Origin of the sequence: Sphingomonas sp. Leaf4, assembly GCF_920939515.1 — a bacterium.
Taxonomy (GTDB): Bacteria; Pseudomonadota; Alphaproteobacteria; order Sphingomonadales; family Sphingomonadaceae; genus Sphingomonas.
In genome coordinates this window covers 17,816-38,053 of sequence record NZ_CAKLBB010000019.1, presented here as the reverse complement: position 1 = coordinate 38,053, position 20,238 = coordinate 17,816, and the positions used below count along the sequence as shown (strand labels likewise).

The window sequence follows — 20,238 nt, the reverse complement described above, 5'->3', positions numbered from 1 at the left end:
GGTCAGCAGACCTCGGCGGTCGAGGCGGGGACCGGCCCCGGCGGGGTGCGCGCCGGATGCTGGTAGAACACGTCGCCGGGCAGGCGGTGGCGCGTGCCATAGACCTCGCCCAGCACGTTGAAGAGCGCCACGTCATAGGTGGCCAGATCGTCGTGTGACAGGATGCGTCGCCCGTCGATCACCGCCAGCCGGTTGGAATTGAACCAGGTCTGCGTGCCTTCCGCCCAATATTCGTCGAGCGTGACGGCGGCATATTCGCCCTTCCACATGCCCTTCGCTATCGCCGATCGATAGGCCGCCTCGACCCGCCCGTAGAACGCCGGATCGGCCGTCCGCGCGGCGGCGAGGATCGCGTGCGAGAATTCATGGACGAAGATGTTCTCGCCATAATAGCGCGTGCCGGGCGTCCCGAGCAGATTCTCGGTCGCGGCGCTGGTCAGTTGCCCGCCCATGCCGCGCGCCCGGTTGTTCCAATAGTCGCGGTCGCTCAGCCGGCCGATCCGGTCGGGGTAGAGCTTGCGTTCGCAGATCGTCAGGCGCGGATCGTCGATCGCCGGTTTCTTCCAGTCGCGCTGTTCGGGCAAGTCGAGCGTGCCTTCGTCGACGCCCATGATCGCCACGCGAAGGCCCGAGGCGATCATCGCCCGGCGCAGGTCGGGCCGATCGGCGACCATCGCCACCGCGATGTCGCGCGCGAGCAGCAGCGCCTCGTCAGGCACCGCCGCCGACGACAGGATCGGGATGCCACCCGCGTCGATGTGGCGGCGATAGAAGGGATCGAGGTTGAGCGCGGGCGGCGGTGCGTCGATCATCCGCGCGGCATAGCCACTGGGCGGGACCTGCGCCGATCCGCTGCCGCCGGCGATCAGCAGCGGTAGGATCGCCAGCCCGTATGTCCAATCCGCCATCCGCCCGTTCCCCGCCGTCGATCGTCCCACCGGCACGATACGCCGATCGCCCGGCACAGACCATGTTCCAACCCGCGACCATCGGGCAACTGCGCCGGCGGGGTAGGGCCGATGCAATTGACTGTCATCCCGTCTTGTATGACAATTCTTCGATGATAGCTCTCCTCCTCGCCGCCCTCGCATCGCCCGCCGCTTCCACCGCGCCCCCGCCGGCCGTGGCGCCGGCCGACCAACGCGCAGCCCCGCTCGCACGGGCGGTGGCGCTGGCCGACTGGCAGCTCGCGCGGATGAACGACGCGGCGCATGTCAGCCGCGCGACCGGCGAGACGCGCAAACCGCGCGCATGGGAACAGGCGGTGTTCTGGGTCGGCATGACCGCGCTGGCCGATGCCGGCGCACCGCCGCGTATCCGCGACGCGATTCTGGCGATGGGCCGCGCCAATGGCTGGACGCCGGGCGAGAAGCCTTATTTCGCTGACGACCATGCCATCACCCAAAGCTATCTGTGGGCAGCGGCGCATGGCGCGGGGCCGGCGGCGCGCGGTCCCGCCACCGCGACGTTCGACCGTATCGTCGATCGGCCCGCCGTCACCACGCTCGCCTTCGCGGTGCCGCCATCGGGCTATGGCGATACCGAATGCCTGACGCGCTGGTGCTGGTGCGATGCGCTGTTCATGGCGCCGCCCGCGCTGGCCGAGCTGTCGCGCCAGGCCGGCAACCCCAAATATCGCGACTTCGCGTTGCGCGAGTTCTGGGCGACGACCGACTTCCTGCTCGATCCGGTCGAGCAGCTTTATTACCGCGACAGCCGCTTCTTCGAACGTCGCGACGCGAAACAGCGCAAGCAGTTCTGGAGCCGTGGCAACGGCTGGGTCTTTGCCGGCATGGCGCGGACCATCCCGCTGCTGGCGAAGGGCAGCGCCGATCGGGTCCGCATGGAAGCGCTGTTCCGCGCGATGGCGGCGAAGCTGAAGCGCGTGCAGAAGCCCGACGGCTATTGGGCGCCCTCGCTGCTCGCGCCCGAGGGTTCGCCGCCCGAATCGAGCGGCACCACCTTCTACACCTATGGCATGGCATGGGGGGTCAATGCCGGGCTGCTGCCCCGCGCCGACTATGCCCCGGTCGCGCGGGCGGGCTGGGCGGCGCTCGAACGGTCGATCCGCCCCGATGGCCGCCTGGGCTGGGTACAGCAGGTCAGCGACCGGCCCGAAAGCGTGCAGGCCGACGATACGCAGTTCTACGGCGTCGGCGGCTTCCTGCTGGCGGCGACGCAGATCGCCGCGCTCGACCGCGTAACTCGCTGAGGACGCAATACATGGAACGGCGCGAATTTCTGGGAGCGTTGGCGGGCGGCGGTGCGGCGGCGCTGGCTTCCGGTGCAACCGCGCAGTCCGGCGGAACGCTGCCGACCGGAGGCGACGACCGCGCCTGGCTGCTCGCCCTGCTCGACCGGATGGCGACGCCGATCCTCGGGCCGATGTCGCGGGGGCAACTCCAGCGGACATGGACGCCGGCGGTCAGCCCGACATGGGACGGCCGCCCGCTCAAGGTCGCCTATCTGGAGGCCTTCGCGCGGCTGATCGACGGGATCGCCCCGTGGCTGGCGTTGCCCGACAGCGACGACGCGGAAGGGCGGTTGCGGCGGCGGCTACGCGACCAGACGCTCGACGCCTACGCCCACTCCGTCGACCCCAAAAGCCCCGACCGGCTGGGCTGGGACATCGGCGGGCAGACATTGGTCGACAGCGCCTATTTTACCAGCGCGCTGCTACGCGCGCCCAGGGCCTTGTGGGAACCGCTCGATACCGCCACCAAACGACGGATCGTCGAGGCGATCAAACGGCAGCGATCGGTATCGCCGCCCTATCAGAACTGGCTGTTGTTCGCCTGCATGAACGAAGCGTTCCTGTTCTCGATCGGCGAGGACTGGGACCCGATGCGAGTCGACATGACGATCAAGCTGTTCGCGGGCGACTGGTATGCCGGTGACGGCTGGTACAACGACGGGGCGGGTTTCCACTTCGATTATTACAACAGCTACGTGATCCACCCGATGATGGTGCAGATACTCGACGTGCTGGCCAAGGGCGGCGCGAGGTTCAACAACCTGAAGCCGCAAGCCGAATTCGACCGGGCGCTCAAACGGATGCAGCGCTTCGGCGAACATCTCGAACGGATGATCGGACCCGACGGGGCCTATGCCGCGATCGGCCGGTCGCTGACCTATCGCATCGCCGCGCATCAGGTGCTGGGGGTGCTGGCATGGCGTGGCTGGCTGCCCGAAACGCTGCCTGGCGGGCAGGTCCGTGCGGCGACGCTCGCCGCCGCGCGGCGGGTGTTCGCCGATCCGGGCAATTTCGACGCGAACGGCTATCTGACGATCGGCTTCACCCGCGCGCAGCCGACGCTGGGCGACTGGTATTCCAACGCCGGCAGCATGTATATCGCGTCCGAAGGGCTGGTCGCGCTCGGCCTGCCGGCGAGCGACCCGTACTGGACCGCGCCGGCGCTGCCATGGACGATGCGCCGCGCCTATGCCGGGCAGGATTTCCGCAAGGACTATCCGGTGGTCTATTGAGCGCGCGGCCGCCGCTGCGACGTGGTGGCGTTGCGGACGGCGGCGAATTCCGATTCCCTGCGCCACTGCGGCCATGCCGTGCCGTTCGCCAGATCGAAGCCGATCCGGCGGACCAGATCGACATCCGCCGCCGCGCCGCGCAGGTCCCAGTCGGCCGACCACGCATCGCACGTCTGGTGATAGCAGCGCATATAGCCGTCGAGCCATGCCTGTCCGGCGGTGCGACCGCCCGCGACCAGATCGGGCGCCCCGCTGATCGCCATCAGCAACAGCGTCGGCACGCCGCGCCGCGCGAGCGAGAAGTGATCGGCGCGGTAGAACAGCCCGCGTTCGGGCAGCGCCTCGGGCGTGACCACCCGGTCCTGCGCCTTCGCGGCGGCGGCGAGCGACTCCTCCAGCGTGTTCTGCCCATCGCCGACCAGCAGCACGTCGCGCGCCGGTCCGGCGGTCTGGAGAATGTCGAGCGTTAGGTTCGCGACCGTCGTGGCGACCGGATAGACCGGGTTGGCGGCATAGGTTTCCGACCCCAGCAACCCGCGCTCCTCGCCGGTCCACAGCGCGAACACCTGACTCCGCGCCGCCGGTTTCGCCCGCGCGGCGGCGCGCGCGATAGCAAGGACGCCCGCCGTGCCCAGCGCATCGTCGTTGGCACCGGGGCGAATGCGGCGGCCCTGCGCATCGGGCGCGCCTTCGCCATACGCATCCCAATGCGCGCCATACATCACGACCTCGTCCGGGCGGGTCCGCCCCAGCAGCTTGGCCAGCACGTTGCGGCTCGTCGCGCGCGTCACCGTGACCGGCAGGTCGGCGGAGAAGCCTTCGCCCGACAGCGCGACGGGGCGGAAATCCGATCGCCGTGCCGCCGCGCGTTGCTGCGCGAGGTCGAGCCCGGCGGCGGCGAACAGGCGCGTGGCCGCGCTCCCCTCGATCCAGCCTTGCAGCATCACGCGCGGGGCGGGGGGACGGGCGACGTCGTAATTCTCGCCGGCCGGCGCGGTGACGGTCGCCCAGCCATAGCCCGCCCCCGGCGTATCATGGACGATCAGCGCCGCCACCGCGCCGCGCCGTGCCGCTTCCTCGAACTTGTAGGTCCAGCGCCCGTAATAGGTCATCCGCCGGTCGCCGAATTTGCCCCTGGCGTCGTCGGCTGCCGTCGCCTCGAAATCGGGATCGTTGACGAGAAACACCGCGACCTTGCCCGTCAGGTCGACGCTCTTGAAATCGTCCCAGCCGCGTTCGGGCGCGCTGACGCCGTAACCGACGAACACCAGCGGCGCCTTTTGCACGACGGCGCGATCGACCGGCCGGACGGTCGAGAGATAGACGTCCTTGCCCGGTGTCCACTCGACGCCGTTGGCGCGCACCGCGCCCTCGCCGATCCGGGTGCGGACCAGCGGCACCGGCTGCGTCCAGCTACCCTCGGGTCCCCCCGGTTGCAGCCCGGCCGCTTTGAACTGCGCGATCAGCCAGTCGATCGTTTTCGTCTCGCCCGGCGTGCCGGGCGCGCGGCCGCCGAACGCATCGCTGGCGAGGACCTTCACATCGGCCGACAGCGCGGCGGGCGATACCGGATCGGGCGCTGGCGCGGCAGCGAGGAGCGGCAGGGCGGCGAGGGCGAGCAGGGCTTTCATCGCCGGCATCCTACCCACGAAGCGTGGCCGTGGCGAGGTGCGCCGGATCAGGGCTGCGGTTCGGCGCGCAGCCAGCCCGTTATCGAATAGCGTCGCGCCGGCGCGGCGCGCGTCACTTCGCTGACGCTATGGTCCTGCGGCACCGCGAACAGCGTCAGCCGATTGAACCCCGGCGCTACCGCGCGCAGGTCGCCGTCCTTGCGGTGGAACAGCAGCAACCCGCCCCATTCGGGCCGCCACTGCGGGGTCAGCCCGAACACATAGGCGGCGCGGCGGTGCTTGCCCGTCACCGCATCGTCATGGACCGTCAGGAAATCGCCCGGGGCGTAGGCCGTCGCCTGCGCATCGGCGAAGCGCACGTCGTCGGCGCCGGTGATCGTCCGCAACGCCGCGAGCATCGACGGCGACGACATCCACCGCGCGAAGTCGCCGAGCGGGCTATCGTCGGCGTCACGGTCACGCCGCGCATCGGACAGGCGGATGCTGTCGAAACGAAACTGGAATCCCGCGCGGGCGGCGGCATAGACCGCGAGGTTCAGCGCCTCGGCACGGTCCGCCGGGATCGCCGCCCATCCGGCGCGGTCGAATTCGGCCACCCGCTCGCCGCTCAGCACCAGTTTTCGCCAGTCGCCGCGCTGCCGCAGATGCGCGGCGAGCAACAGCGCGGTTTCTGCGGGCAACGGATGATCGATCACCACCCGCCCGTCGCGGCGATAGGCGTCGGCAAGCGCGGCGAGATCGAGAGCGGGGTCGAGCGTGAACATCGGTGCCGGTGGCATGGCATCGATCGGCCCGCGAAAGAAGCCCCGTATCGGACGCTCGCGCCTTGCACCGTCGCGCCGCTTGCGCGAAACCCGGCCCACCATGACCTGTCGTTCCGCATGATCGAGCTGCTCGCGCTCAACCCCTCGCTCGACCGGCCGGCGCTGGCCGCGCAATTCGCCGCCGCCGGGCGGGTGCAGATCCGCGACGTGCTGACCGACGCATCGGCGCGCGCGCTCCACCGGCTGATCGCCGAACGGACGCCATGGGGCATCGCCTATGGCGTGGGGACGGGCAAGCCGGTCGGCCTGACCGCCGCCGAATTCGCCGCGCTCGATGCGCGCGAACGCGGTGCCATCCGCGATGCGATCGATACGGCGATGCGCGGGCGGGACTACGGCTTTTCCTATGCGCGCTACCCCGTCCTCGACGCCTATCTCGGCCAATGGGCGCCGGGCGGGGGGCACGACGTCCTGCTCGAACATATCAACGATACGCCGTTCCTCGATCTGGTACGCGGCGTCACCGGCATCCCCGAATTGCGCAAGGCCGATGCGCAGGCGACGCTGTTCGCGCCGGGCCAGTTCCTTGCCGAACACAGCGACAGCCATGTCGGCGAGGGGTGGCGCATCGCCTATGTCCTGTCGCTGTGCGCGCTCGACTGGCGGCCCGACTGGGGCGGCTATCTCCAGTTCCTCGACGATGATGGCGACATCGTCGCCGGCTATCGACCACGGTTCAACGCGCTCAGCCTGTTCGCGGTGCCCAGCCCCCATGCGGTGAGCTATGTCCCGCCGTTCGCGCCGGTCGGACGCTATTCGATCACCGGCTGGTTCCGCGACCGGTGAGCGCGGCGACGCTCCGCTCGGCGGCGCTGGCGGCGGCGGCACGGGGCGACGATGCCGCCGCTGCGCGCGGCTTCGCACAGGCGGTGGCGGCGTTTCCGGGCGACGCCGCGCTGCTCAACAGCGCGGGCAATTTCCACGCCGGGGCGGGCCGCCCCGCCGACGCACTGGCGCTGTTCGATCGCGCGCTGGCACTCGATCCGGCGCTGGGGGAGGCGGCGATCAACCGCGCGGTGGTCCTCACCCGTCTCGGTCGGGCGGGCGAGGCGGCGGCCGCGCTGACCGCGCGTCAGGCGACGCTCGCCGCCATACCGCGTTACTGGACGACGCGCGCCGCCGCCGAAACTGCGGGCGGCGATCTTCGCGCCGCCGCCGCCAGCCATGCCGAACAGTTGCGCCGCGACCCCGGCAACCGCCGCGCGCTCCACGGCCGCGCGCGCACCGCGCTCGACCGGGGCGATGACGGCGCGGTCGCATGGTATGACGCGGCGCTGGCCGTGACGCCGGGCGACCCGTGGCTGCTCCACGGACTGGCACAGGCGCTGGAGGCGGCAGGCGACCGGGCCGGCGCGCTCGCCCTGTCGGCGCAACTGGCGGGGCAGCTTCCGCAGTGGATCGACGCGCTCGAACTCCATGCCGCGCTGCGCTGGGCGGCGGGCGACCGGGCGGAATTTTGCGATCATTATGCGGCGGCGGTGCCGCACCATGCCGATGGCGCCGCCGAGCGGTCATGGGCAGCGATGCTGGCCGGCGTCGATCGCCATGCTGCGGCGGCTGAGATACTGGCGCGCAGCCGGGCACGGATCGGCGCGCGCGATCCGCTGTTGCTCGACGAGGCGGTCTATCGCGGCGAAGCGGGGGACGATGCCGGCGCGGCGGCGATCTTCGCGATCGCGCCTCCCGCCACGCCCGACTGGCAGATCGCGGCGGCGCGACAGGCGCTGCGCACCGCCCGGCCCGATGTGGCCGAAGCGTTGCTGGCGCAGGCGCTTGGCGTACGCCCGGACGATGTGATGGCATGGAGCCTGCGCGACCTGGCGTGGCGGGTGATGGACGATCCGCGCCACCTCTGGCTGCACGGCGATCCGGTGCTGGTGCAGGAACGTCTGCTCGACCTGTCGCACGATGCGCACGCCGCCGCCGTTACCATGCTCGACACGCTGCACGACCGCGCGGCGATGCCGATCGGCCAGTCGGTCAAGCTCGGCAGCCAGACGCGCGGCGCCCTGTTCCAGCGGGACGAACCGGCGGTGCGGGCGGTGGCGCAAGCGGTCGACCGGGCAATCGAACGCTATCGCCATGCCCTGCCGGATGCCCATTCTGCCCATCCGCTGCTGCGATCGCGCGATGCACCGTGGCGTGTCGCCGGAAGCTGGTCGATCCGCCTGAGCGGGGCGGGGCGGCACGCGCCCCACGTCCACCCCCATGGGCTATTGTCGTCGGCGGCCTATTTCGCGGTGCCAGCAGGCGATCCCGGTGTGCTCGAACTGGGGCGGCCACCCGCCAACCTGCGGCTCGACCTGCCACCGCTGCGCACCATCGTCCCGCGTGTCGGGCATTGCGTGCTGTTTCCCAGCACCCTGTTTCACGGCACCCGCCCGATCGCGACGGGCAAGCGGATGACCGTCGCCTTCGACGTGGGCTCGCGCTGACACGAAAAAAGGGGCACCCGCGTCGCCGCGGATGCCCCCCTTTCGTTCGTCGTTGACGGCAGCGTCAGAACTGAAGCCGCGCACCCACGAAGAAGTCGCGACCCAGCACGTCATAGGTGCCGGGGAAGGTGTTCGCCTGTTCCTGAAGCGAGCCGAGCACTTCGGGCTTCTGGTTGGTCAGGTTGTTGACGCCGATCGTGATCTGCAACCGGTCGGTCGCCTTGAACGCGGTCGACAGGTCGAAATAGTTCACCGCGCCGATCCGGGCGTTGGGGAACAACGCCGGGTCCTGCGGCGTGCGCACCAGTCCGACGAAGGTGTTGTCGAGGCGACGGTCCTTGACCGGACCCCGGTAACGCCAGCGCAACGACAACACCATCGGCCCGTCCGAGACGCTCAGACGGGCGGTATGAACCCACTTCGGCATTGGGTTGAGCGTCGGTACGTTCGGCACCGATCCTTCGCCGATCGTCTCGCGCTCCGGAATCGCCGCCACCGACGTGCTGCGGAACTTGTCGAGATAGGTGCCGAGGAACGAGACGCTGACGTTCGAGCGATCCCCGCCGGTGACCGAGAAATCGACCGGCAGCGAATAATCGGCAGCAACGTCGATGCCCGAGGTCTTGAGCGTCGCGATGTTGGCCGACAGCACGTTCGGGTTACGCCCACCCGACGTTTCGCCGATCGCCCCGGTCGTGGTGTTGCGCACGCCCTGGAAGATCGAACAGATCGGGTTGGTCAGGTTCTGCGCGACGGTGAAGCAGAGCGACAGCGCGTCGTTCAGGCCACCGCCGAAGGTCGCGATCGTATCCTCGACCTTGATGTTGAAATAATCGACCGTCACGTTCAGCCGCGGGATGAAGCTCGGACGGAACACGACACCGGCGGTGTAGGTGTCCGACGTTTCTTCCGACAGGTTGGGATCGCCGCCGAAATTGGCCTGGATCTGCGCGTTCGGCTGTACCGCGCGGGTAAAGACGTTGGCCGCCGGCACGCCGTTGGCGATGCAGAGCTGGCGGACCGCTTCGGTCCGGTTGCCGGCCGCGCCACGATCCGAACAGGGGTCCTGCGCGGCGGGGAAGCCGGTCGAGTTGCCACCGAACAGGTCCTGCACGTTCGGCGCACGCACCGCACGGGCATATTGACCACGCAGGGTGATGTCGCGGATCGGCGAGAGCTGCGCACCGCCGGCATAGGTCCACACGCCACCGACGGCGTCGAGCGAATAGTCCGAATAGCGCGCGTTGCCGGTCAGTTCGAGCTTGTGGATGAAGCCTTCGCTCACCAGCGGCACGCGCAGTTCGCCGAACACTTCGCGCACGTCATATTCGCCGCTGGTCGGCTGACCCGCGTTGAAGCCCGCGACATCGCCCGACGACAGGAAAGTGTCCGGACGATAGCTCGCCGACATGCCGCGATATTCGACGCCGGCGGCAAAGGCGACCGGATCGACGCTGTTGCCGACCGTGAAGAGGTCGCCGTTCACCGACGCGACGAAGTTGCGAATGTCCGAACGTTCGAGGTTGGTCGAATTGACCGTGACGTAGCGGATCGCCGCCGGATCGGCGAGGCCGAGCCCGAAGACGTTAAGCGGAACGCAGCCAGCGGTCCGCGCTGCGGCGGCACGGCAGCGCAGGGTGCCGTTGACGATTTCCGTCTCGGTCGCCGCCGCGAAGCGGCTGCGCGAGATATTGCCCTGCTGATACTGCTGATTCTCGGTCCGGGCGTACATATAGTACACGTCGAAGCGCAGATTGTCGGTGATGTTGCCACGCAGGCCGCCGAGCAGGCGGAACGCGGTGCGGCTGGCATCGACGTTGCGCGGGCCGGACTGGTTGAAGCGGAAGTTGACGTTGGTGGTGACATACCCGTCGTTGTCGGTATCGAGCGGACGCAGCAGACCGCGCGTCTGTTCGTTGAACCACGGGCTGGCGATCTGCAGGTTCAGCGCCTGGCCGATCGGGGTCGGCGCCAGTTCCTGCGGCACCGAATTCTTGACGAAACCGACTTCGGTATAGCCGGTGATGTTGTCGGCCAGTTCATAGCTGCCATAGCCGCCGAGCAGATAGCGCTCCTGCGGCAGCATCAGATAGTTGTCGGGCGCGAAATTGTAGAGATCGGCCGGATCGTTGAACGCGCGCGTGCCGCCGCCGGTCGGATTGAACACATAGCCGAGCGACGCGCCGCCGGTGGTGATGCCGGGCAGGGTGGCAAGCGGGGTCGACGCCGAACCCTGCGGGATCAGGCCGACTTCGCCACCGCGCGATGCGCAGGTCGCGAGCGCGCCGCCGAAATTGGTGCCGATGCCGGTGGTCGAATTGGTCGATCCGGGAACGATGCAGCCGTCGCCCGCCGCGTTGCGCGAGAAGTCGCGCGCGTCCTGGAAGATCGGTTCGCGGCGGGTGTAGTTGGCATAGACCGTCACCGATCCCCGGCCGTCGGCGAACTTCGATCCGACCGCGAAATTGACGTCATAGCGCGCGCCGTCACCCTGTTCGGTCAGCGCATATTGCCCGCCGATGATCGCGCCGTTTAGGTCCTGGCGAAGATTGAAGTTGACCACGCCGGCGATCGCGTCCGACCCGTAGGTCGCCGACTGGCCGCCGGTCAGCACCTCGACGTTCTGAAGCATGAACTGGGGAATGGTGTTCAGATCGACGATCTGGTTGGTGTCGTACGACATCCAGCGGCGACCGTTGACCAGCACCAGCGTGCGCGTGGCCCCCAGGTTGCGCAGGTTGAGCGTCGCTGCGCCGCTGCCGGGATTGTTCGAAAAGCCGGTGGTGCCGGGCACCGCCTGCGGCAGCGTGTTGATGACCTGTTCGACGTTGATCGCGCCGGTCAACTGGAACTCTTCGGCCGACACGACCGCGATCGGGCTGGGCGAAGTCAGGTCGCGCCGCTGGATGCGCGATCCGGTGACGACGATCGTCTCGTCGCCCGATCCGTCGCCGGTGCCGGCTTCCTGTTGCAGCCCGGTGCCGACCGTCGGTTCGGCGACCTGTGCCTGTGCCGGCGACGTCAGCGCGATCGCCGCGCCGGCGAATACGGTGGTCGTCAGCAATCGCGAGCGAAATGCTACCATGTAGGATGTTCCCCTGTTGTTTTTCCGATGCGCAGCGTCTGCGCATCAAAGGGCCTGCGTGGCATTGTGCGGTCTGCCGGCCCCTGATCGTTACTAGATCAACTACCCTGACCAATCGCAACCGGCGGAAGGGGAACAAGATGTATTCGTCGCGGATTGTGTCTTTATAGTTACACAGATAATCGAGGTCCAAGTTTTAGAAACATTATGTAACAATATAGAAGTATTTATTACTGGATGAGCAAGAATAACGATCGGCTATCTCGACTGCGAAGAGGACGCATTCGATAGAATTTGATCCATGAATGTTGGGTCTTTGATCCTGGCAGTTGCTGGTACAGCATCGGCGCAAGCACCAAGAATACACGATGGGACAGGTTCTGCACATGAGGACCCGATCGACATCGGCGATCCCCGACCTTCGCCGGGCGGGCGATACGGCACAGCATCGTCAGGAGAGACCGAAGGTGCTGGTGAAGCGGCGCGGTATCAACCGGAAGGCCGTCGCCAAGTGAACTAAGCGAACGGTGGTCGAGGGATATGCCGGCCGGTCCGAAGGCCTCGCATCCGACGGTGTCAACCATTGTGGACGCGGTGGTTGCTGCCCTTCGATGGCATTAGGCCGTTCGCAGGCAAGCCGCCCGAGAACAGAGTCGCATCAACTGATGAGGAAAAACCTCGTCACCGGCAGGCATATATGGCTGATGCTTGCGCTGGTGACCCCTACGGGAATCGAACCCGTGCTTCAGCCGTGAAAGGGCCGCGTCCTAACCGCTAGACGAAGGGGCCTTGAAGGCGTGGAGGGCCGGTTAGGGGAGGCCCGCCGATCGGTCAACCGAAAAATTGCGACGATCGCATCAATCGCATCAATCGGCCCAGGCGAGGTCGTCGATATGCAGTTCCGCCGCCGGGCGGCTGCCCCAGTCGTCGAGCTTCGCACGACCGGCCAGCCACAGGCGGCGGTGCTTGGGTGCGCCCAGCAGCGCGCGGCCGAGGTCGGTGTCGGCGGCGCGAAAGGCGACGCCCTTGAACCCGCGCCCGTCGTCGCCGCTCACGATCGCGCGGACATGGCCGTTGCCGACGATGTCCGCCTTGACGATGCGCACCGGCCCCGCCGCGACGCGCGGCTGCGGCCAGCCCATGCCGTACGGCCCGCCGACCGCCAGCGCGTCGATCAGCAGCGGGTTGAGCCCGCCCGGCGCCAGCACCGCGTCGACCAGCAGCGCGCGATCCTCGCGGGCACGCTCCACCCCCGCGTGCAACCGTTCGTGCAGGAAGTCGCCGAGCGCGGCGATGGCGTCCTCGGCGATCGTGACTCCGCCCGCCGCCGCATGGCCGCCGCCCGCGACGATCAGGCCGATCTCCTTCGCGGCAAGGATCGCCGCGCCGATGTCGACGCCGGGGATCGAGCGTGCCGATCCCTTGGCCACGCCCTGTTCGTCGATCGCCAGCACCAGCACCGGCCGGCCGAGCCGTTCCTTCAACCGCCCGGCGACGATGCCGATGACGCCGGGATGCCAGCCCCGGCTGGCGACGATCACGCAGCCGCGCCCCTCCTGTCCGGCCGCCAGCAGGTCGGCGGTGGACTGGACGTCGCCTTCGATCAGGCGGCGCTCGTCGTTCAGCCGGTCGAGCTCGATCGCCAGCGCTTTGGCTTCGTCGGGGTCCTGCGTCGTCAGCAGCCGGACGCCCAGATCGGACTTGCCGACGCGCCCGCCGGCGTTGATCCGTGGCCCGAGCGCAAAGCCCAGATCGGTAGCGGTCGGCGCGCGGGTCAACCGCGATGCCTCGATCAGCGCGGCGATGCCGATGTTCTGCCGCCGTGCCATCACCTTCAGCCCCTGCGCGACGAACGCCCGGTTCAGCCCGCGCAACTGCGCGACATCGGCGACGGTGCCGAGCGCGACGAGATCGAGCAGGTCGAGCAGCTTCGGCTCCGCCCGATCCGCGAAATACCCTTTCGCCCGCAGCGTCCTGAGCAGCGCGGCGCCGAGCAGGAACGCCACGCCCACCGCCGCCAGATGGCCGTGCGCCGCCCCTTCGCCCTCGTCGAGCCGGTTGGGGTTCACCACCGCCAGCGCCGGGGGCAGGGCGGTGGTGCATTGGTGATGATCGACCACCAGCACCTCGACGCCGGCATCGCGCGCGGCTTCGAGCGCCTCGAACGCCTGCGCGCCGCAATCGACGGTAACGATCAGCGTCGCCCCCTCCGCCTGCAACCGCAGCATCGCCCCCGCCGTCGGGCCATAGCCTTCCAGTTGCCGGTCGGGGATATAGGCGCGCGGGGCAAGGCCCATGTCGCGCAGCAACCGCACCAGCAGCGCGGCCGACGTCGCGCCGTCGACGTCATAATCGCCGAAGATCGCGACCTGCTCGCCCGACACGACCGCCTGCGCCAGCCGGTCGGCGGCGCGGTCCATGTCGCGGAAGATCGACGGATCGGGCATGAACCCCCGGATACTGGGGGTCTTGTGCGCCTCCAGCGCGTCGCGCGGACAGCCGCGCGCCAGCAGGATACGGGTGACGAGGTCGTCGGCGACGAACCCGTCGTCGCACACATCCCCTTCAAGGCCGCGCCAGCGCCACGGCTGGCCAAGGATCGAGCGATGCACATCGAGGACGGGACGCATCGCCCCCACCTAGGCGCACGCGGCCCCGCTGTCATCTCCCTCTGGAAATCCGGGGGCGAAGGGCGCAAAGGCGTTTCCCATGAAGCGCAAGACCGGACAAGACCGCAGCATCACCGCCCACTGGCGTCCCGCAACGCAGGCCGTGCGCGGCGGCACCGCGCGCAGCGAATATGGCGAGACGTCGGAAGCGCTGTTCCTGACCTCGGGCTATGCCTATGACTGCGCGGGCGATGCCGCCGCGCGCTTCGCCGGCGAACAGGCGGGCATGACCTATTCGCGGCTGCAGAACCCGACCGTCGAGATGCTCGAAGAGCGCATCGCCCTGCTCGAAGGAGCCGAGGCGTGTCGAACGATGGCAAGCGGCATGGCGGCGATGACCGCGTCGCTGCTGTGCCAGTTGTCGGCGGGCGATCACCTCGTCGGCGGGCGCGCCGCCTTCGGGTCGTGCCGCTGGCTGACCGACACGTTGCTCCCGAAGTTCGGGATCGAGACGACCGTCGTCGATGCGCGCGACACGCAGGCGTTCATCGACGCCAGCAAGCCCAACACCAAGGTCTGGTTCTTCGAGACGCCGGCCAACCCGACGATGGACGTGGCCGATCTGACCGCGATCTGCGCGGCGGCGCGCGAACGCGGGATCACGACCGTGGTCGACAACGCCTTCGCCAGCCCCGCGCTGCAACGGCCGATGGATTTCGGCGCCGACGTGGTCGCCTATAGCGCGACCAAGCTGATGGAAGGGCAGGGCCGCGTCCTCGCCGGGGCGGTTTGCGGGACGAGCGCCTTCATCAACGACGTGCTGCTGCCGTTCACCCGCAACACCGGGCCGACGCTCAGCGCGTTCAACGCATGGGTGGTGCTCAAAGGGCTGGAGACGCTCGACCTGCGCGTGATGCGCCAGTCGGACAATGCGCTGGAGGTCGGCCGCTTCCTCGAAGGCCGCGTGCCGAAGATCAACTTCCCCGGCCTGCCGAGCCATCCGCAGCACGACCTCGCGATGCGGCAGATGAAGAAGGCCGGGCCGATCTTCTCGTTCGAGCTGGATGGCGGGCGTACCCAGACGCACGGGCTGCTCGACGCGCTGCAACTGATCGACATCTCGAACAACATCGGCGATTCGCGCTCGTTGATGACCCACCCCGCCTCGACCACCCATTCGGGGCTGGCCGAGGACAAACGGCTGGAGATGGGCATCGGCGAGGGGATGATCCGCATCAACGTCGGGCTGGAAGACCCGGCCGACCTGATCGCCGATCTCGATCAGGCGCTACGCGCGGTGTCGCTATGATAAAGGCGCTGTTCCCGCACGAGGCGACGACGGCGGGAATCGCCGTGCGGGTATCGGCGACCTATCTGCCCGAACAGTCGCAGCCGCAGACCGGGCGCTGGTTCTGGGCCTATCATATCCGTATCGAGAACGGCTCCGACCGCACGGTGCAGTTGCTCACCCGCCACTGGATCATCACCGACGGTCGCGGTGAGCGCCACAGCGTCGAGGGCGAGGGGGTGATCGGCGAGCAGCCGGTGATCGAGCCGCAGGGCAGCTTCGATTACGTGTCGGGCTGTCCGCTGACGACGCCGACCGGCGCGATGCAGGGGAGCTATCATATGCTGGCGGACGACGGCACGACCTTCGAGGTGGCGATCCCGCGCTTCAACCTGCTGGCCCCGGCGGTCGGCGCATGAAGCGCACGCATCTGCCGCTGAACGGTCTGCGCGTGCTCGATGCCGCCGCGCGCCACCTGTCGTTCACCCGCGCCGCCGACGAACTGGCGGTGACGCCCGCCGCCGTCGGGCAGCAGGTCCGTGCGCTCGAGGATACGCTGGGCGTCGTCCTGTTCCGCCGCACCACGCGCGGGCTGGAACTCACGCCCGAGGGCGAGGCGGGGCTGGCGGCGCTGCGCGGCGGGTTCCTGCAATTCGAGGAAGCAGTCCGCGCGATGCAGGCGGGCCAGTCGTCCAAGTCGCTGACGATCGCCGCGCCGCGCGACGTGACCCAGAAATGGCTGTTGCCGCGCCTGTCGCGCATCGCCGCTGCGGACGGCGAACTCCGCTTCGCGCTGGTTGCGGCCGACGACGCGGTCGACTTCACCGAAGCCAATCTCGACCTCGCCGTCCGCTGGGGCGAGGGGCCGGGCGCGCAGGAGGGCGAGGCGCTCGAATCGGACGGCATGGTCACGGTCGAGCGTGCCGGCGGCGGTGCCGACACCCGCATCGGCTGGCCCGGTTGCTCGCCCGAGGATGCGACGGCGCTGGTCCGCGTCGCCGACGCCGGCCTCGCGATCGATGCGGCGGCGGCAGGGCTGGGCCGCGCGACCGTCCCCGAACTCCTCGCCCGCGACGACATCGCCGCCGGCCGGCTGGTCGTGGTCGGCGAACCGAAGGCCGGGCGGCTCGGCTACTGGCTGGTCGCACCGCTGCCGCAATGGCGGCAGGCGAAGGTCAAGGCGCTGGTGGATGCGTTAGTGGGGTGACGCGGCTGGCGTCGCATTCCCTCGCCGGCCGACCCACCCCCGACCCCTCCCTTTCAGGGAGGGGAGTTGTCGCGCTTCTCCCCTCCCTGGAAGGGAGGGGTCGGGGGTGGGTGGGTTTCCGCAAGCGATAAGGGACATTGGCGAATGACCCGCGTGCCGCTTTACCTTACCGAGCGCGCCCGCGACCTCCGCACTAATGCGACCGAAGCTGAACGCCTCATCTGGCACCGCCTGCGCCACCACCGCTCGCGCTTTACGCGCCAATTGGTCGTCGGCAAGTATATCCTCGACCTCGCCTGCCGTTCCGCCCGCGTCGCGATCGAGTTCGATGGCAGCCAGCATCTCGATTCCGCCTATGACGTCGAACGGACCCGTTTCCTCGAAAGTCTTGGCTGGCGGGTGTTGCGCTTCTGGAACGCGGAGGTCTTGGCCAACCCCGACGGTGTCGCCGAAGCGATCGTGACGACCGTTGGCGAACCTCGCTGGCCCACCCACCCCCAACCCCTCCCTTGCAGGGAGGGGAGCAGGGAATAGCCCCCGTTGCCCCCCGCCAACCCATTCTACCCCACGCCTGCCTTGCCGAGACGCGCCGGCTACGCCATCTGACCTTCATGCACACCGCCACCGACACGCTCGCCCTCATCGGCAATACCCCGCTCGTCCGCCTCAAGGGGCCGAGCGAGGCGGCGGGGGCGGAGATTTTCGCCAAGTGCGAATTCGCCAATCCCGGCGCCAGCGTGAAGGATCGCGCGGCGCTGTTCATCGTCGAGGATGCCGAGGCGCGCGGAGCCATCCAGCCCGGCGGCACGATCGTCGAGGGAACCGCCGGCAACACCGGCATCGGCCTGGCGCTGGTCGCCAATGCGAAGGGCTACAAGACGATCATCGTCATGCCCGAGACGCAGAGCCGCGAGAAGATGGACACGCTGCGCGCACTGGGCGCCGAGCTGGTGCTGGTGCCCGCCGCGCCCTATTCGAACCCCGGTCATTTCGTTCACACCAGCAGGCGGATCGCCGAGGAGACGCCCAACGCGATCTGGGCGAACCAGTTCGACAATATCGCCAACCGCCGCGCGCATATCGTCGGCACCGCGCCCGAAATCTGGGAACAGATGGACGGACGGATCGACGGCTTCACCTGCGCCGCCGGGACCGGGGGGACGATCGCCGGCGTCGGCCTCGGCCTCAAGGAGAAGGACGAGCGCGTCCGTATCGCGCTCACCGATCCGCATGGCGCGGCACTGTACGACTATTATGCTCATGGCGAGCTGCGCTCCGAAGGATCGTCGGTCGCGGAAGGGATCGGGCAGGGGCGGATCACCGCCAACCTCGAAGGCGCGCCGATCGATACCCAGTTCCGCGTATCGGACGCGGAAGGCATGGAATGGGTCCGCCGCCTGCTCGCCGAGGAGGGGTTGTGTCTTGGCCTGTCGTCGGGGATCAACGTCGCCGGCGCGGTGCGGCTGGCGCGGCAACTGGGGCCGGGCAGCCGGGTCGTGACGATCCTGTGCGATACCGGCTTTCGCTACCTCTCGACGCTGTACAACCCCGAATGGCTGGCGGCCAAGGGGTTGGCGGTCGACAGCGCGGCCGCTTCGGCGTAACCGTTGCGCGCGATGGTGCCGCGAACCGACCAGTCCCAGATATTGCAGCGACTGCGCGTCGGCGCGACCGGGCTCGTGCTCGTCGTGCTGCTGATCGTGCTGGCGAGCGCGCTGTTCCGCTCGGCGATCGACGAAGCCCCGATCGGCGATGACGCCGCGCTGCTCAACGAAGCCGCGAATACGGCGGTCGTCGATGCCGCCCCGTCGGCCAACCCGGATGAGCCGCTGGCCGAACTCGGCGTGTCGCCGGGCGTCGCGCCGGGCAATGCAGCGGCACCCGCGCCCGCGCGATAACGCCGTCCCGGTCGGCCCGCCGCCCATGGGCGTTTACTGATCCAGATTATCCGCAGTTTTCCGCCAATCACGTCGTACGTTCGGGCGGCGGCAATCGGCGGGTGGGGGCTCCTCCCATAAATACCCCCGGCAAATGATGCGACTTGCCATAGAACAAACCAAGTACATCCCATTTGTTTTCATCCTTTTGGCGCTTTCTCCCATTTCTGCCCAATTTTGCCCATTGTTGCCCAATCATGTTTTTGATACGTCCGTATGCGTCACAGGGGGCAGGTCCTGCGATCGTCATTTTCAATCGTGCGGCGTGTATTTGGTCGGACGAGACGGGTGTCCTGCGTAACCGAACAGGGGCTACGTGTCGGACAGGGAACTCTACCTGAGCTATGGGCTTCAGGCGGTCGACGCGAAGGGTCGCGTCGCAGTTCCTGCAAAGCTGCGCTCGGTGCTGGAGAAGAACGCCGACTCCCGCGAACTGCTCATCAAACGCCACGCCAAACATGCCTGCCTCAGCGCGTTCGACGCCGCCTGGCCCAAAATCCTGTACTCGCGCGCGCCGCAGGGCAGCGACGAGGACGTCGACACCGACTATAACGTCGCCGGCAAGGCGTTCGGCAACCTCGAAACCGCGCCGTTCGACAGCGCCGGGCGGTTCGTCCTGCCGACCTTCTACCGCCGTCGCTCCAACATCGACAAATGGGCGTTCTTCCACGGACGCGGCGATACCTTCAACATCTGGGACCCGTTCACGCTGATCGCCGACGAAGCGATCGACGCCGACACGCGCGAGCTGTGCGAATTCCTGATGGAAGAAAAGGGGCTGCAATGACCGCTGCTCCGCATATCCCGGTCCTGCTGGCCGAAGCGGTCGCCGCGCTGGCGATCCAGCCGGGCGAGGTCCATGTCGACGCCACCTTCGGCGCGGGCGGCTATACCCGCGCGATGCTGGCCGCCGGCGCGAGCGTGATCGCGTTCGATCGCGATCCGACCGCCCATGCCGCCGCCGCGCCGCTGCTGGCGGAGGCCGGCGATCGGCTGACGCTGATCGAGGCGCCGTTCTCGGCGATGGCGGGCGAACTGGCGGCGCGCGGGATCGACCAGGTCGACGGCGTGGTGATGGACATCGGCGTGTCGTCGATGCAGCTCGACCAAGCCGGTCGCGGCTTCTCGTTCCAGTATGACGGGCCGCTCGACATGCGGATGAGCCGCGAGGGGCAGACCGCCGCCGAATGGCTCAACGAGGCCGCCGAGGCCGAGATCGCCGATGTGCTCGACCGCTATGGCGAGGAGCCGCGCCATCGCCGCGTCGCCAGCTTCATCGTCGGCGCGCGCCCGTTCGCGCGGACCGGTGAGCTGGCCGCCGTCGTCCGTCGCGCGCTCGGCCACCGTCCGCACGAGAAGAAGGACCCGGCGACCCGCGCGTTCCAGGCGATCCGCATCCATCTGAACGACGAGCTGGGCGAACTGACCGCCGGGCTGGGCGCGGCGGAGCGGGTGCTGCGCGAGGGCGGGCGGCTGTCGGTGGTCAGCTTCCACAGTCTGGAGGACCGGATCGTGAAGCGCTTCCTGCGGGAACGCGGCGGGGCGATGCCGGCCGGATCGCGCCACCGCCCACTGGTGGTGCAGGGGCCGGAGGCGACCTTCGGCCACATCGCCAAGGCGGTGCGGCCAAGCGACGAAGAAACGAGTATCAATCCGCGCGCGCGTTCAGCGACCTTGCGCGCGGCCATTCGCACGGCGGCGGCGCCGTGGAGTTCGAACGGGAGTTAGGGTGCGAT

At 68.6% G+C, this 20,238-nt stretch carries 17 protein-coding genes and 1 tRNA gene; 12 read left to right on the top strand and 6 right to left on the bottom strand.

Features of this window, described 5'->3' with window-relative positions:
• Positions 1-2: 2 nt before the first annotated feature.
• Positions 3-908 (bottom strand): glycoside hydrolase, encoded by a 906-nt coding sequence (locus LRA89_RS19400; RefSeq protein WP_230772622.1) that lies wholly within the window; start codon positions 906-908, stop codon positions 3-5.
• A 152-nt stretch (positions 909-1,060) separates the two neighbouring features.
• Between LRA89_RS19400 and LRA89_RS19395 the strand changes: the two genes are divergently transcribed.
• Together LRA89_RS19395 and LRA89_RS19390 are read left to right on the top strand one after the other, a co-directional pair.
• Complete coding sequence (locus LRA89_RS19395) at positions 1,061-2,212, top strand: glycoside hydrolase family 88/105 protein (RefSeq protein WP_230772621.1); 1,152 nt, start codon at positions 1,061-1,063, stop codon at positions 2,210-2,212.
• Between the two features lie 11 nt (positions 2,213-2,223).
• Positions 2,224-3,486 (top strand): DUF2264 domain-containing protein, encoded by a 1,263-nt coding sequence (locus tag LRA89_RS19390; protein WP_230772620.1) that lies wholly within the window; start codon positions 2,224-2,226, stop codon positions 3,484-3,486.
• Here the strand turns inward: LRA89_RS19390 and LRA89_RS19385 are convergent.
• The gene (locus LRA89_RS19385) at positions 3,480-5,117 is read right to left on the bottom strand and encodes a M28 family peptidase (protein ID WP_230772619.1); all 1,638 of its coding nucleotides are present in this window, start codon (positions 5,115-5,117) and stop codon (positions 3,480-3,482) included. The two genes, LRA89_RS19390 and LRA89_RS19385, sit on opposite strands and share 7 nt — an antisense overlap.
• A gap of 47 nt (positions 5,118-5,164) precedes the next feature.
• Complete coding sequence (locus LRA89_RS19380; protein ID WP_230772618.1) at positions 5,165-5,983, bottom strand: 2OG-Fe(II) oxygenase; 819 nt, start codon at positions 5,981-5,983, stop codon at positions 5,165-5,167.
• Positions 5,984-5,998: 15 nt separating this feature from the next.
• Here LRA89_RS19380 and LRA89_RS19375 point away from each other — a divergent pair, with 15 nt between their 5' ends.
• Both LRA89_RS19375 and LRA89_RS19370 read left to right on the top strand, forming a co-directional pair.
• Positions 5,999-6,727: a 2OG-Fe(II) oxygenase gene (locus LRA89_RS19375; RefSeq protein WP_230772617.1), complete on the top strand. Its 729-nt coding sequence runs from the start codon at positions 5,999-6,001 to the stop codon at positions 6,725-6,727.
• A complete protein-coding gene (locus LRA89_RS19370; RefSeq protein WP_230772616.1) occupies positions 6,724-8,376 on the top strand; it encodes a putative 2OG-Fe(II) oxygenase in 1,653 nt (550 codons plus the stop codon). The genes LRA89_RS19375 and LRA89_RS19370 overlap by 4 nt, the downstream gene beginning before the upstream one ends.
• Before the next feature lie 64 nt (positions 8,377-8,440).
• Here the strand turns inward: LRA89_RS19370 and LRA89_RS19365 are convergent, their stop codons facing one another.
• From LRA89_RS19365 to recJ, 3 genes are all read right to left on the bottom strand, one after another.
• Positions 8,441-11,461, bottom strand: coding sequence for a TonB-dependent receptor domain-containing protein (locus tag LRA89_RS19365; RefSeq protein ID WP_230772615.1), 3,021 nt, complete (start codon positions 11,459-11,461; stop codon positions 8,441-8,443).
• A 714-nt stretch (positions 11,462-12,175) separates the two neighbouring features.
• Positions 12,176-12,250 (bottom strand) — tRNA-Glu (locus tag LRA89_RS19360).
• Positions 12,251-12,327: 77 nt separating this feature from the next.
• Entirely contained in the window at positions 12,328-14,091 is a 1,764-nt protein-coding gene (gene recJ / locus LRA89_RS19355) for a single-stranded-DNA-specific exonuclease RecJ (RefSeq protein WP_230772614.1), read from the bottom strand.
• A 79-nt stretch (positions 14,092-14,170) separates the two neighbouring features.
• On the opposite strand from recJ, the gene LRA89_RS19350 reads away from it, so the two are divergent.
• From LRA89_RS19350 to rsmH, 8 genes are all read left to right on the top strand, one after another.
• Positions 14,171-15,379: a trans-sulfuration enzyme family protein gene (locus tag LRA89_RS19350; protein WP_230772613.1), complete on the top strand. Its 1,209-nt coding sequence runs from the start codon at positions 14,171-14,173 to the stop codon at positions 15,377-15,379.
• A complete protein-coding gene (gene apaG, locus LRA89_RS19345; protein WP_230772633.1) occupies positions 15,379-15,777 on the top strand; it encodes a Co2+/Mg2+ efflux protein ApaG in 399 nt (132 codons plus the stop codon). Before LRA89_RS19350 ends, apaG begins: the two co-directional genes overlap by 1 nt.
• A complete protein-coding gene (locus LRA89_RS19340) occupies positions 15,774-16,565 on the top strand; it encodes a LysR family transcriptional regulator (protein ID WP_055756831.1) in 792 nt (263 codons plus the stop codon). The genes apaG and LRA89_RS19340 overlap by 4 nt, the downstream gene beginning before the upstream one ends.
• A 144-nt stretch (positions 16,566-16,709) precedes the next feature.
• A complete protein-coding gene (locus tag LRA89_RS19335) occupies positions 16,710-17,099 on the top strand; it encodes an endonuclease domain-containing protein (protein WP_230772612.1) in 390 nt (129 codons plus the stop codon).
• 77 nt (positions 17,100-17,176) lie between these two features.
• The gene (locus tag LRA89_RS19330; protein WP_230772611.1) at positions 17,177-18,169 is read left to right on the top strand and encodes a cysteine synthase A; all 993 of its coding nucleotides are present in this window, start codon (positions 17,177-17,179) and stop codon (positions 18,167-18,169) included.
• A gap of 12 nt (positions 18,170-18,181) precedes the next feature.
• Positions 18,182-18,463 (top strand): hypothetical protein, encoded by a 282-nt coding sequence (locus LRA89_RS19325; protein ID WP_230772610.1) that lies wholly within the window; start codon positions 18,182-18,184, stop codon positions 18,461-18,463.
• A 355-nt stretch (positions 18,464-18,818) separates the two neighbouring features.
• On the top strand, positions 18,819-19,289 hold the full coding sequence (locus tag LRA89_RS19320) for a division/cell wall cluster transcriptional repressor MraZ (RefSeq protein WP_230772609.1): 471 nt from the start codon (positions 18,819-18,821) through the stop codon (positions 19,287-19,289).
• Positions 19,286-20,230 carry a 16S rRNA (cytosine(1402)-N(4))-methyltransferase RsmH gene (gene rsmH / locus LRA89_RS19315; RefSeq protein ID WP_230772608.1) on the top strand — a complete coding sequence of 315 codons (945 nt, stop codon included), beginning with the start codon at positions 19,286-19,288 and terminating at the stop codon, positions 20,228-20,230. The genes LRA89_RS19320 and rsmH overlap by 4 nt, the downstream gene beginning before the upstream one ends.
• The last annotated feature ends 8 nt before the right edge of the window (positions 20,231-20,238 follow it).